Origin of the sequence: Ruminococcus sp. MCC718 (assembly GCF_018783905.1) — a bacterium.
Classification (GTDB): Bacteria; Bacillota; Clostridia; order Lachnospirales; family Lachnospiraceae; genus Hominisplanchenecus; species Hominisplanchenecus faecis.
Genome location: NZ_WQNP01000009.1, coordinates 1 through 13265, shown reverse-complemented (window position 1 = coordinate 13265; position 13265 = coordinate 1). Strand labels below are relative to the sequence as shown.

Here is a 13265-nt window from a genome sequence, read left to right as displayed (position 1 = left end):
TGTAACCCTGGCATCATCAGTATAGCATAAAAAGCTGAAAACAGGCTGAAATATATCACAGTCAGATATTTGATCAAATCAGGCAAGTTCCCTGCTTTCATTGAGAGTATCCGCTTGACTCTCCGACTAAAATATGTTCGACTTAAACTTCGTGACATGAACGAAAATTTCGTTTACAATAGATTTCAGGTTCGCACAAGGAACAAAGCAAACAAGTTCAGATATCATACATAGCGACTGATCATCAGATAAAACCCAAAACAAAATAGAAGAAAAGAGGAAGAAGCATATGAAATCATTAGTGATCGCAGAAAAACCTTCTGTGGGAAGAGATATTGCAAGAGTTTTACATTGCAGCAAAAACATTTCGGGAGCACTCGAGGGGGACAAGTACATTGTAACCTGGGCACTGGGACATCTGGTGACGCTTGCAGATCCGGAAGAATACGATAAAAAATACAGCAAATGGGACATGGAAACACTGCCGATGATGCCGGAAAAAATGCAGCTTGTTGTTATCAGACAGACGGCAAAGCAATATGGGCTGGTGAAAAAGCAGCTGTTCCGCAAGGATGTAAATCAGATTATCATTGCGACCGATGCCGGAAGAGAAGGAGAGTTGGTAGCACGCTGGATCCTGGAAAAATCAGAATGCAAAAAGCCGATAAAACGTCTGTGGATCTCCTCAGTCACAGACAAAGCCATCCGCGAAGGATTTGCAAACCTGCGTGACGGCAGAGCGTACAACAATCTTTACCATGCGGCAAAAGCCAGGGCAGAAGCGGACTGGCTGGTCGGCATCAACGCTACCAGAGCGATGACCTGCAAATACAATGCACAGTTGTCCTGCGGCCGTGTCCAGACACCGACGCTTGCGATGGTGGCACACCGCGAGAAAGAGATCCGCAGTTTTGTACCGAAGGAATATTATGGCATGCAGATTTTATCCGGCGGAGTGCGTTTCAACTGGAAAGATGCAAAAAGCTCCGGTTACTGCACATTTCAGAAACAGAGAATGGATGAAATTGAGAAAAAAGTAAAAGCAGAGATCAAAAGCGGCAAAAAAATGATCATCAAAGAGGTGAAAACAACAGCAAAGAAAACATTTGCACCGGGGCTTTATGATCTGACGGAGCTGCAAAGAGATGCCAACAAACGTTTTGGATATTCGGCAAAAGAGACCTTAAATATCATGCAGCGTCTCTATGAAAGTCATAAAGTGCTGACCTATCCGCGAACCGATTCCAGATATATCACAACCGATGTGGCAGATACCTTAAAAGAACGTTTAAAGGCATGCAGCGTCGGACCTTACCGTAAACTGGCAGGAAGCCTTTCCATGCGTCCGATCCGCAAAAATGCTTCTTTTGTGGACAATAAAAAAGTGACGGATCACCATGCGATCATTCCGACCGAGCAGTTTGTGGATCTGCAGACGATGACGAACGAAGAGCGTAAGGTCTATGATCTGGTAGTACGTAGATTCCTGGCAGTACTGCTTCCGGCATTTGAGTATGATCAGACCGTATTTACCGGCGGGCTGGCAGGAGAGAGTTTTACGGCAAAAGGTAAGATTGTGAAGAGCCAGGGCTGGAAAGAAGCCTATGAAAATCTTGAAACGGATGAAGAATGGGAAGAAGCGGACGATTTGGCAGCGGCACCGAAAGAACAGACGCTGCCGTCCGTGAAAAAGGGAGATAGTATGCCGGTCGCAAAAGTGACAGTTACAACCGGAAAGACAACGCCGCCGGCTTATTTTACGGAGGCAACGTTGCTCTCCGCCATGGAAAATCCGGTCCGTTACATGGAAAGCAAAGATGCAAAAGCGGCAAAAACACTGGGCGAGACGGGCGGACTTGGTACGGTAGCGACAAGAGCCGATATCATTGATAAATTGTTTAACTCTTTCCTGATGGAGAAAAAGGGAAATGAGATCCATGTGACCGGAAAAGGGAAACAGCTGCTGGAGCTGGTTCCGTCCGAACTGAAGAAACCGGAGCTGACGGCAGCCTGGGAAATGAAACTTTCCGGCATTGCAAAAGGAAACTTACAGGAAAAAGCATTTATTGAAGAAATCAGCGATTATACCGAAGAACTGATCCGTGAGATCAAGGCAGGCACACAGACCTTCCGCCACGATAACCTGACCAACAAGAAATGCCCGCAGTGCGGCAAAAGACTGCTTGCGGTCAATGGAAAGAACAGCAAAATGCTGGTATGTCAGGACAGGGAATGCGGCTATCGGGAAACTCTTTCCAGAACATCCAATGCGAGATGCCCGAAATGCCATAAAAAGATGGAGCTGTACGGAAAAGGAGAAGATCAGACATTTATCTGCAAATGCGGATACAAAGAGAAACTTTCAGCATTTAAAAACCGAAGAGAAAAGGAAGGAGCAGGTGTCAGCAAACGGGATGTGCAGAGTTATCTGAAAAAACAGCAAAAAGAAGCCGCCGAACCGTTAAATAACGCGTTTGCGGCGGCTTTTGCCAAACTGGACATCAAATAGAAGCCAGAGTGCCTGTAAGCGGATGCGGATGTTTTATCCGATCAGCTGCAGGATCATTCCGGCGATCACAGCGATCAGATAGAGAATACCGGTAATGGCAAAACATTCTTTTTTATTCCGACTGGTCTTAAACAAGACTACAAGTCCAATCCCGGCACCGGTGCACAGACCGGCAACGGCAGAACCAAAACTGATCGCACCTTCCAGGAAGAGCTGCGTGATCAGGATAGAAGCTGCACAGTTCGGAATCAGTCCAAGCAGTGCAGTCAGAAACGGCTGGAAGACAGTCCCGCCAAGCAGGGCTTTCGAGAGTGATTCCAGCCCGATCCCTTCGAGCAGAAGATTCAGAACGGCATTGAACACAAGGATAAAAGCAAAAAGCTTTAACGTGTGATTCAGTGCCGGCCTTATAATACCGTGATGATCGTGACATCCGCAGTGGTCACAGAGATCCTCGACGTGTTTCTGAGGATGTCTCCATCTGTTCCAGATAAAATCAACCAGATATCCGGCAGGAATGGCGATGATCAGTTTGGCGAGCAGAAGCTTTCCGACCACACCGGCCTGATCCGGATGTGCAAGAAGGATCAGGATCGCTTCATCCGAAGTGGATAAGTATACAGCGATCAAGGTTCCGACTGTGACAATGCCTCCGCAGTAAAGGCTTGAGATCAGAGTGGAAAATCCACACTGAGGGATGCAGCCAAGCAGGGATGCGATGGCCGGTCCGCCTTTTTTGTGCTGAAAGAAATGCGTCAGCCGGTTACTGGAATAGTGTTCGAGGGCTTCCAGGATCAGAAAAGCTACAAATAAAAAGGGAAGCATGCGAAGACTGTCAAGCAGTGCGTCCAGTGCAGCATCCAGAAATAAAGTTGCATTCATATGATATCTCCCATATTCAGGTTATGTTTCTGAGTTACCGGGTATCCGACGGGCAACAGATCGTATGCTGTGCGGATACCAAGCGTGATTATAACAAAAACGCGGGAAAAAGTATAGCAAAATTTGCGGAGGTTCTCTTCCGGTGCAAAAAAATATGCCGACCGAAGGAAAAATCCGTGGAAGTACTCGGAGAATTCTTAGTTGTAGTTTCAAAGGAAATATGATATACTCTCAGCAGAAAGTTTCAGGTAAACAGACACATAAACTGTCTCGAAACAAAAAAACAGATTGAGGTGCAGAATGAAAAGAGTATTATTGAAATTAAGCGGCGAAGCACTTGCAGGTGATAAACATATGGGCTTTGATGAGCCGACCGTTACAAAAGTAGCAAAACAGGTAAAAGAGATTGTCGATGCAGGTCTGGAAGTCAGCATCGTGATCGGCGGCGGTAACTTCTGGAGAGGCCGCTCCAGTGAGAATATCGACCGCACAAAAGCGGATCAGATCGGAATGCTGGCAACGGTCATGAACTGCATTTATGTATCGGAGATCTTCCGTTCTGTCGGAATGAAAACACAGATCCTGACACCGTTTGCATGCGGAGCGTTTACAAAACTTTTCTCAAAAGACCGTGTCAATAAATATTTTGAAAAAGGGATTGTATCTTTCTTTGCAGGAGGTACCGGACATCCGTATTTTTCCACCGATACAGCAACCGTGCTTCGTGCCATTGAGATTGAGGCAGATGTGATCCTGCTCGCAAAATCCATTGATGGTGTATATGACAGTGATCCGAAGACCAACCCAGATGCAAAAAAATACGATGAAATCTCTATTCAGGAAGTCATCGACCGCAAACTGGGCGTAGTAGATATGGCAGCGTCCATTCTCTGCATGGAAAACAAGATGCCGATGCTTGTTTTCGGGCTGAACGAAGAGAACAGCATAGTCAATACCGTAAACGGCAAATTCAACGGAACAAAAGTTACCGTATAATACCAGAATACAGGAGGAATCAGAAATGGATGAAAGAATCAAAGCATACGATGTCAAAATGACAAAATCATATAACAATCTGCTCGAAGAGTTCGGAGCGATTCGTGCAGGTCGTGCCAATCCGCACGTACTGGATCGTATCACCGTAGAGTACTACGGAACACCGACGCCACTTCAGCAGGTAGGAAACGTTACCGTTCCGGAGCCGCGTATGATCCAGATTCAGCCGTGGGATGCATCTCTGATCAAAGAGATCTGCAAAGCGATCCAGACATCCGACCTTGGCATCAATCCGAATACCGACGGAAAAGTGATCCGTCTGGTATTCCCGGAACTGACAGAGGAACGAAGAAAAGATCTGGTAAAAGAAGTGAAGAAAAAAGGCGAGGGTGCAAAAGTTGCTGTCCGCAATATCAGACGTGACGCAAACGATGCATTCAAGAAACTTGGAAAGGGAAAAGAGGTATCCGAAGACGAAGTCAAAGAGCTGGAAGAAAATGTCCAGAAGCTGACAGACAAGTATATCAAGGATATCGACAAGGCTATCGAGGAGAAATCAAAAGAGATCATGACCGTGTAGTCTTAGAAGGTAAATATTGGGTAAATACAGGGATGTTGCAGTGTGGCATCCCTGCTTTTTTGCACACAGGAGGTTTTGTGTATGAATATTCCACAACATGTAGCAATCATTTTGGACGGCAACGGACGCTGGGCAAAGAGCAAAGGGATGCCGCGTAATTACGGGCATGCACGCGGTGCCAAGAATCTGGAAAAAATCTGCCGTGACGCTTATGATATCGGTATCAAATATCTGACGGTCTATCTGTTTTCGACTGAGAACTGGAAACGTTCCAGAGAAGAAGTTGACGGGCTGATGAAGCTTTTCCGAAGCTATACAAAGACCTGTATCAAGACAGCAAGGGAAAATAATATGAAAGTCCGTGTTCTCGGAGATCCGACGGCACTTGCAGATGATCTGCAGGAGAGCTTAAAAGAACTGGTTGAGTCTTCCAAAAACAATACCGGGCTGAATTTCAACCTTGCGATCAACTATGGAAGCCGTGATGAGATCGTGCGTGCGATCCGTCAGCTCAGCCAGGACTGCGTAGACGGGGCAGTAAAACCGGAAGACATCACAGAAGATCTCTTCTCTGCATATCTGGATACGAGAGAGATACCGGATCCGGATCTTCTGATTCGCACCAGCGGTGAGCTGCGTCTGTCCAACTATCTGCTGTGGCAGCTGGCTTATTCGGAGTTCTATTTCACGGAAGTTCCGTGGCCGGCATTCAATAAAGAAGAACTGTTAAAGGCCATTGAGAAATATAATGGAAGAGAACGCAGATATGGCGGTGTGAAAGGAGAATAAGATATGTTTGTGACAAGACTTATCAGCGGTATCGTTCTGGTGGCAGTGGCACTTCTGACAATCTGCAGCGGAGGCTGGATTTTGTACGGAACACTGACCATCGTATCGCTGATCGGTATGTTTGAACTGTACCGTGCAGTGAAGGTACAGAAACAGGGTGAAAACCTGCTGGCAGTGGTAGGATATCTGGGCGTGATCTTACATTATATTCTGCTGAGTCTCGGATATTCGGAGTATGCGATGATGAACCTGATCATTGTGCTGATCGCCATGATGTTTGTCTATGTGTTTTCTTATCCGAAATATCATGCAGAACAGGTGATGGCAGCCTTTTTCGGTGTGGTCTATGTGGGTGTCATGCTGTCCTACATTTATCAGACCAGGATGATCCGCGACGGAGCATTTCTTGTATGGCTGATCTTTCTGTGTTCCTGGGGATGTGATACCTGTGCTTACTGTGTCGGCATGCTGATCGGGAAACACAAAATGTCTCCGGTTTTAAGCCCGAAGAAATCCGTGGAAGGAGCCGTCGGCGGTGTTGTCGGTGCGGCACTTCTGGGAGCCATCTATGCGGCAGTCGTAGGCAGTCATCTGGAGGCAGAAAATCCGGTGATCACCTATGCGATCATCTGTGCAGTCGGAGCACTGATCTCCATGGTCGGAGATCTGGCAGCATCAGCGATCAAGCGTAATCACAACATCAAAGACTACGGTACACTGATACCGGGACATGGCGGGATCATGGATCGTTTTGACAGTGTGATCTTTACTGCACCGGTTATTTATTATCTTTCCATGTTTATGATGAGATAAGGAGGAACAAATGAAAAATATAGCAGTTTTGGGTTCAACCGGATCGATCGGAACGCAGACGCTGGATGTGGTGCGTGCCAATCCGGAAAGGCTCTGCGTAAAAGCACTGGCAGCAGGTCATAATATTACACAGCTGGAGAGCCAGATCCGCGAGTTTCATCCGCAGATTGCAGCTGTCTGGGACGAAGAAAAAGCAAAGGAGCTGCGGATCTGTACCGCAGACCTTCCGGTGAAGATCGTTTCCGGCATGGAGGGACTTCTTGAGATCGCACAAATGGAAGAAGCAGAAGTGCTGGTGACAGCGATCGTTGGCATGATTGGGATACGCCCGACCATTGCAGCAATAAAAGCAGGAAAGGACATTGCACTTGCAAACAAAGAGACACTTGTAACTGCCGGTCATATCATTATGCCTCTGGCAAAAGAATACAACGTAAAGATCCTTCCGGTGGACAGCGAGCACAGTGCGATTTTCCAGTCCTTAAACGGAGAAAAGAAAACACAGATCGACAAAATCCTGCTGACAGCATCCGGCGGTCCGTTCCGCGGAAAAGATAAAGCATTTCTGAAACATGTGCAGCTTGAGGATGCACTGAAACATCCAAACTGGTCGATGGGACATAAGATCACGATCGATTCTGCGAGTATGGTAAACAAAGGACTGGAAGTGATGGAGGCAAAATGGCTGTTTGATGTGGAACTGGATCAGATCCAGGTTGTGATCCAGCCGCAGAGCATCATCCATTCCATGGTGCAGTACAAAGACGGTGCGGTGATCGCCCAGCTTGGAACCCCGGATATGAAGCTTCCGATCCAGTATGCACTGTTCTATCCAGATCGGGAATATCTGGCCGGAGAACGTCTGGATTTCTGGAGCCTGTCACAGATCACCTTCGAAAAACCGGATATGGAGAATTTCGAAGGACTTCCGCTGGCCTTTGCAGCGGCAAAAGCAGGCGGCTCCATGCCGACTGTATTTAATGCGGCAAACGAGCGTGCAGTCAGCAAATTTTTGAACCGCAAGATCGGTTTTCTGGATATTTACGAGATCATCAAAACCTGTATGGATGCACACAAAGTGATTGAAGCTCCAACGGTGGAACAGATCCTGCAGTGTGAACAGGAAACTTATGAAATGATTGAAAGCAGGTGGTAAATTGAGCATAATTATAGCATTGTTGATCTTCAGCCTGATTGTTCTTTTTCACGAATTCGGACATTTTCTGCTGGCGAAGAAAAATGGCATTACGGTTGTGGAATTTTCTCTGGGAATGGGACCGAGACTGTTAAGCTTTGACAAAGGAGGAACAAAATATTCCTGGAAACTTCTGCCGTTTGGCGGTTCCTGCATGATGCTTGGAGAAGATGAAGGAACGATGGAACCGGGAGCATTTGCAGCGGCATCCGTATGGGCAAGGATTTCAGTTATTGCAGCAGGTCCGGTATTTAACTTTATCCTGGCATTTGTACTGTCTATGTTTATTATAGGAAGTATCGGGTACGATAAACCGGTAATCCTGCAGGTGAGTGACGGATACCCGGCAGCAGAAGCAGGCCTGAAAGAAGGCGATATTGTTAAAAAGATCAATCACAGCAATATCCATGTGGCAAGAGAAGTAACCAACTATGTGACTTTTCATCAGAAACAGTCCGTGACGATGACGGTAGAACGCGACGGCAAAGATATCACCGTTCAGATGGATCCGGTTGCAAATGAGAGCGGTCGCTACATTTTCGGTATCAGCTGCAGTTCCAATTACCGCGAAAAATGCGGTATCCTCGGCACCCTGAAATACAGTGCCTATGAAGTAAAATATTGGATTCAGCTGACAATCGAGAGTATTAAAATGCTCTTTACCGGTCAGGCGAGCATCAATGATATGTCCGGTCCGGTCGGTGTTGTGAGTTACATCGGAGAGACGTATCAGGAGTCACAGTCCTCCGGAGGTTTCTATGTATGGCTGAATATGCTGAACATATCGATCTTTCTGACAGCAAACCTGGGTGTCATGAACCTTCTGCCAATCCCGGCACTGGACGGCGGCAGACTGGTCTTTCTGATTATTGAGCTGATCCGTGGGAAACGGATCGATCCCGAGAAAGAAGGAATGGTGCATTTTGTCGGACTGATGCTTCTGATGCTTTTGATGGTAATGGTGATGTTCAATGATGTGCGGAAAATCTTCTTTTAAGTGTTAAGATGTTGAGGTTAAAAATTAAAACTGCGATACCGGTGGATCATTCCGTGCTTTGCAGACTCACAATCGTAAAAAAGGTTCATAAGAATCGTAAAAAATGTAAAAAAAGGTTGACACACACGGGTCTGTATAATATAATTAAGCAATGTGACGAAGTATGTAAATGTCTGATCCAAGCCCCGGTAACGACATTTTACTATAGAAACTCATAATGGAATATCAATCAGGAGGTTACCCCATGAAAAGTTATATGGCTAGTCCAGCAACAATCGAAAGAAAATGGTATGTAGTGGACGCAACAGGATATACATTAGGTAGATTAGCATCAGAAGTAGCAAAGATCTTAAGAGGTAAAAACAAACCGATCTTTACTCCGTTTATCGATACAGGTGATTATGTAATCATCACAAACGCAGACAAAATCAAAGTAACAGGTAAAAAACTGGAACAGAAAGTTTACTACAGACATTCCGACTACGTTGGAGGAATGAAAGAGACAACTCTGAAAGAAATGTTAAACAAGAAACCGGAAAGAGTTATCGAACTGGCAGTTAAAGGTATGCTTCCAAAAGGACCTCTGGGAAGAGAAATGTACAAAAAACTTTTTGTATATGCTGGTCCGGATCACAAACATGCAGCTCAGAAGCCAGAAGTATTAACATTTTAACAGGAGGTAAATGACAGTGGCTAACAAATTCTACGGTACAGGAAGAAGAAAAAAATCTATCGCAAGAGTATATGTAGTACCTGGTACAGGTAAGATCACAATCAATAAAAGAGATATCGACGAGTACTTTGGTCTGGAAACACTGAAAGTAATCGTTCGTCAGCCGTTAGTAGCAACAGAGACAGCTGATAAATACGACGTACTGGTAAATGTACGCGGTGGTGGTACAACAGGTCAGGCCGGTGCTATCAGACATGGTCTTTCAAGAGCACTGCTTCATGTAGATGGCGAGTTCAGACCAGTCCTGAAAAAAGCAGGATTCCTGACACGTGACCCGAGAATGAAAGAACGTAAGAAATACGGTCTCAAAGCAGCTAGACGTGCACCACAGTTCTCAAAACGTTAATCTCGATTATCAAAAAGAGAATACGAAAAAGTATATCAAACCTCAGAAACCGCGTGTTTCTGGGGTTTTTCTTTCCTCTTAACTCTTGGTGAAATGTCTAGATATGTGGTGAAACTTTTTTGGTCAAAGTCATAGTGCCGGAGTGTCCCACAATTTTCTTGATGGTTGTATCCTGAGCACCAGCTTCCGATAACCACTATACCCTGATGTCTATGACACCGTTTCCAAAGAGGAAATAGCAGAATTTGAGGATATCATGCGTAAAATCATAACAGGAATCATCTCTGAGGCCAGTGGTATAGCTACATGGGTGTATGTGCAGAAATGTTTTTCTACCGGTTGGGACTAAAAGATGGACTGAATCTGAAAAATACAGTAAAATCTACATTAGAAATGTTATCGAGAAATATTCGTGGAGGGGAACTAAAAGATGAAGAATGAAATCGTATTATTTACAGATGGTGATGTCAATATAGAAGTTCAAATCAATCCTGAGCAGGAGACAGTTTGGCTGACGCAAAAACAAATGGAAGTGTTGTTTGATGTTAAGCACGCTACAGTAAGCGAACATATTTCAAATATTCTTGCTTCAGGAGAACTGGATGAGACTTCTGTCGGTTTTTCCGACAGAAGTACAGGAGGACGAAAACCCAAAATTTATAATTTGGATATGATTTTGTCTGTCGGATATCGAGTTAATTCTAAAAGAGGTATAGCTTTCAGAAAATGGGCAAATAATGTTCTTAAACAGTTTATTTTGAAAGGCTATGCAATCAATGAAAAGCGTCTTCAGGCACTTAAGAAAACAGTTGATATTCAGTCAAGGATGCTTGCAGATGCACTTGATATAGAGGAGAAAGATGTGCTCAGAGCTGTGAATGAATACACAGATGCATTGATTCTTCTGGATCAATATGACCACCAGTCATTAAGTAAGCCAGAGGGAAGTACTCCAGTATACCGCATTACTTATGAAGAGTGTGTTCAGATGGTTGGTCAGATGAAAGATTCTTTTGAAACAGATGTATTTGGTGTAGAAAAAGAGGATGGCAAGGTACAAGGAATTATTGCCGCAGTTTACCAGAGTGTATTTGGACAGGATGCGTATCCATCCTTGGAAGAGAAAGCGGCGAATCTATTGTATTTTATGATAAAAGATCATCCATATGCAGATGGTTGTAAAAGAATTGCCGCATCACTGTTCCTGGAATTTTTAGACAAGAACAATGCGTTGTTCTTGGATGGAGAGAAGAGACTCAGTGATGGAACGTTAGTAGCAATTACATTGATGATTGCAGAATCAAAACCAGAAGAAAAAGATGTGATGGTAAAACTGGTAATGAATCTGTTGAAATTATAGTGGCATTGCATCGCTTTTATATTACAACAGTATATGATGAGATGAAGCAACCTTGTGCCCAATGTGCACGAAGTTGGCACAGTCACTATCCCATCTTGTATACTATTAAAATAAATAGATGAGAGGTGGTAAAAAAACATGGCATATAGCGAGTTAGTAAAGAATTTCAATCGCATCCGTGACTATATGAGAGAATTTTATGTATATGGATTCAAAAGTCGTGACGAGTTTAGCAAAAAGAGTGCACGATCCTATGATGATGAGCGTCGTCTGGAAAGCTGACTTGGAGATTATATGCAGTTCCGTCAGACTCCTGAGGGAAAGAATGTTTTCATTTCCATCGATAGCCGGTTGTCTAATCATAATCCGCTGTATAAAGCATGGAAGACAAAGAGTTTTACAGATGGAGATATTACATTACATTTTATTTTGTTTGATATTCTATTTGATCCTTCCATTGAAATGTCATTTAGTGAGATTACAGACCAAATTGACGAAAGGCTCTCACGCTTTTCTGAGCTGAGAATGTTTGCTGAATCTACAGTTCGAAAGAGATTATGATATGGTGACTCCATTTTTGAATGCAAGAGATTTTATATTCCAGGCACAAAACAAAACGGATTTAGAAGAACAAAAGTTACTTTTACAGAAAGCCTTTGATCAGCTTACAACTGCAACAAATGCAGTGTATACAGATTTAAAAACATCTGCAGATCATCTTGCAAAACTCACTATACGTTCGTTTTTTAGAAATACAAAACAGATACAGAATTACATGAACTTTTTAGCATTAGATATGCAGTTGGCAACAAAGTTTGTAGGTGTTTATATGCAGGTGTTGGATTATCTGGGGGATAATCAAAGTGTGCAGCTTATATCCGCAAGATATCAATATGTATTGAAGGATTTCTTTACAAAAGGGATAGGTAAAAAGAATATATCCGCAGATGAAATTCTTCAAATGAACTATCCATATACGGAAAGCAATAGATTTTGTTAATGTGCTGTATCCGATTCCAAGATTTTCTGCACATCCACGTACTCCGAGATCTTTGTGATCCTGATAGTACTGGACTGCATCAAGTTTAAATTGTTTGTCATGTTGCTTTGCCATATGAGATCCTCCTTCAGCATGCCTCTATTGTATCATGCTTATGTGTATTTGGAATTTCTCATTTTGGCTTGTACTATTTATATTCTAGCACCAAGGTGCAGAGTTTGAAATTTGCGATCCAGGATTGGATGTATGGGTAAATGATGTGAATATAATTTGGAATGAAAAGAAGCAGGACAATGGGAGATGAGACCCAATGCCCTGCTTCTCTGTTTATTCGGAACGAACTGTAATATATTTTTGATTGCGACTTTTAGGTTTATCGGGAATAGTCATTTCTAATTGCCCGGATTCTAAAAGCGGATTGATATGCTTCAAAGTGAAGTTTCTTAAATCTTTGAAGCCGCAAAATACTGCAAGCTCTTTCTTGGATTTTGGTGTTGTGCAAAAAGCCAAAATCTGTTTGGACATCGTTGATAGTTCAATATCTTGGTGGGTAACTTGGTGGGTAACTTGGTGGGTATCACCCTCTAAGTTGTAGTTTACATTTTTCAAAATAACTCTGAAATCTGTCGCTGTTGAGGAAAATTCGGGCTTATATGCCTCTGTGTATCCAGGCAGCTTTTCAGTTTCACTGACGATTTTGCGTAGGCCACTTCCACGGCGTTCCATGTACTTCATGCGGTGGAACAGGTAAGCGATCACAGGGTTTCGTCGCATCGAACGAATACTGTAAATATCGTATTCCTGAATTGAGCCGCCGCCAAACATACCACCAGGCGATGTGATTTCCACCCGATCATCAAACATATCAATGTGAACTTCGCTGCCAAGCACAATGTAATCATGATGGATAAGTGCATTGACGAGAGCCTCTGTCACAGCTCTTTTGGCATAATCCGGCTTGTCTACCCGATATTGTGCTTCTTTGACAAATCGTTAAGGAAAGAATCGAAGGTGGTGCAAACGAAAAAGCAGTATGGAGACTTTTCATTAACTGCCCTTTCGTTT

At 43.9% G+C, this 13265-nt stretch carries 12 protein-coding genes and 2 pseudogenes; 12 read left to right on the top strand and 2 right to left on the bottom strand.

What is annotated here, in order from left to right; all coding sequences use genetic code 11:
• Positions 1-289 precede the first annotated feature (289 nt).
• Positions 290-2509 (top strand): DNA topoisomerase III, encoded by a 2220-nt coding sequence (locus tag GPK60_RS01070; protein ID WP_215658693.1) that lies wholly within the window; start codon positions 290-292, stop codon positions 2507-2509.
• 33 nt (positions 2510-2542) lie between these two features.
• On the opposite strand, the gene GPK60_RS01065 is transcribed toward GPK60_RS01070, so the two are convergent.
• A complete protein-coding gene (locus GPK60_RS01065; RefSeq protein ID WP_022118736.1) occupies positions 2543-3391 on the bottom strand; it encodes a putative manganese transporter in 849 nt (282 codons plus the stop codon).
• Between the two features lie 300 nt (positions 3392-3691).
• Here GPK60_RS01065 and pyrH point away from each other — a divergent pair, with 300 nt between their 5' ends.
• The 11 genes and pseudogenes from pyrH (at position 3692) to GPK60_RS01010 (ending at position 12200) form a co-directional block, all read left to right on the top strand.
• Entirely contained in the window at positions 3692-4387 is a 696-nt protein-coding gene (gene pyrH / locus GPK60_RS01060; protein WP_022118735.1) for a UMP kinase, read from the top strand.
• A gap of 25 nt (positions 4388-4412) precedes the next feature.
• Entirely contained in the window at positions 4413-4967 is a 555-nt protein-coding gene (gene frr / locus GPK60_RS01055) for a ribosome recycling factor (protein ID WP_147631844.1), read from the top strand.
• Positions 4968-5048: 81 nt separating this feature from the next.
• Positions 5049-5756: an isoprenyl transferase gene (locus tag GPK60_RS01050; RefSeq protein WP_022118733.1), complete on the top strand. Its 708-nt coding sequence runs from the start codon at positions 5049-5051 to the stop codon at positions 5754-5756.
• Between the two features lie 3 nt (positions 5757-5759).
• On the top strand, positions 5760-6569 hold the full coding sequence (locus GPK60_RS01045; protein ID WP_022118732.1) for a phosphatidate cytidylyltransferase: 810 nt from the start codon (positions 5760-5762) through the stop codon (positions 6567-6569).
• A gap of 10 nt (positions 6570-6579) precedes the next feature.
• Positions 6580-7725, top strand: a complete 1146-nt coding sequence (gene dxr / locus GPK60_RS01040) for a 1-deoxy-D-xylulose-5-phosphate reductoisomerase (protein ID WP_173896210.1) — start codon at positions 6580-6582, stop codon at positions 7723-7725.
• A 1-nt stretch (position 7726) separates the two neighbouring features.
• On the top strand, positions 7727-8761 hold the full coding sequence (gene rseP / locus GPK60_RS01035; protein ID WP_022118730.1) for an RIP metalloprotease RseP: 1035 nt from the start codon (positions 7727-7729) through the stop codon (positions 8759-8761).
• A 244-nt stretch (positions 8762-9005) separates the two neighbouring features.
• On the top strand, positions 9006-9434 hold the full coding sequence (gene rplM, locus GPK60_RS01030) for a 50S ribosomal protein L13 (RefSeq protein WP_022118729.1): 429 nt from the start codon (positions 9006-9008) through the stop codon (positions 9432-9434).
• A 16-nt stretch (positions 9435-9450) separates the two neighbouring features.
• Entirely contained in the window at positions 9451-9840 is a 390-nt protein-coding gene (gene rpsI, locus GPK60_RS01025; RefSeq protein ID WP_248835028.1) for a 30S ribosomal protein S9, read from the top strand.
• A 430-nt stretch (positions 9841-10270) separates the two neighbouring features.
• Complete coding sequence (gene rhuM, locus GPK60_RS01020; protein ID WP_147631850.1) at positions 10271-11200, top strand: RhuM family protein; 930 nt, start codon at positions 10271-10273, stop codon at positions 11198-11200.
• 138 nt (positions 11201-11338) lie between these two features.
• A pseudogene (locus tag GPK60_RS01015) lies at positions 11339-11758 on the top strand (WYL domain-containing protein); the annotation flags it as partial.
• Between the two features lie 19 nt (positions 11759-11777).
• Positions 11778-12200 carry a hypothetical protein gene (locus GPK60_RS01010; RefSeq protein ID WP_173887182.1) on the top strand — a complete coding sequence of 141 codons (423 nt, stop codon included), beginning with the start codon at positions 11778-11780 and terminating at the stop codon, positions 12198-12200.
• Between the two features lie 327 nt (positions 12201-12527).
• On the opposite strand, the pseudogene GPK60_RS01005 reads toward GPK60_RS01010, so the two are convergent.
• Positions 12528-13193: pseudogene (locus GPK60_RS01005) on the bottom strand (ATP-binding protein); the annotation flags it as partial.
• Positions 13194-13265: the final 72 nt, after the last annotated feature.

Coding starts and splice junctions, on each gene's coding strand:
- GPK60_RS01065 (WP_022118736.1), bottom strand. CDS start 3,391: ATGAATGCAACTTTATTTCTGGATGCTGCACTGGACGCACTGCTTGAC.
- pyrH (WP_022118735.1), top strand. CDS start 3,692: ATGAAAAGAGTATTATTGAAATTAAGCGGCGAAGCACTTGCAGGTGAT.
- rhuM (WP_147631850.1), top strand. CDS start 10,271: ATGAAGAATGAAATCGTATTATTTACAGATGGTGATGTCAATATAGAA.
- GPK60_RS01050 (WP_022118733.1), top strand. CDS start 5,049: ATGAATATTCCACAACATGTAGCAATCATTTTGGACGGCAACGGACGC.
- dxr (WP_173896210.1), top strand. CDS start 6,580: ATGAAAAATATAGCAGTTTTGGGTTCAACCGGATCGATCGGAACGCAG.
- frr (WP_147631844.1), top strand. CDS start 4,413: ATGGATGAAAGAATCAAAGCATACGATGTCAAAATGACAAAATCATAT.
- GPK60_RS01045 (WP_022118732.1), top strand. CDS start 5,760: ATGTTTGTGACAAGACTTATCAGCGGTATCGTTCTGGTGGCAGTGGCA.
- GPK60_RS01070 (WP_215658693.1), top strand. CDS start 290: ATGAAATCATTAGTGATCGCAGAAAAACCTTCTGTGGGAAGAGATATT.
- rplM (WP_022118729.1), top strand. CDS start 9,006: ATGAAAAGTTATATGGCTAGTCCAGCAACAATCGAAAGAAAATGGTAT.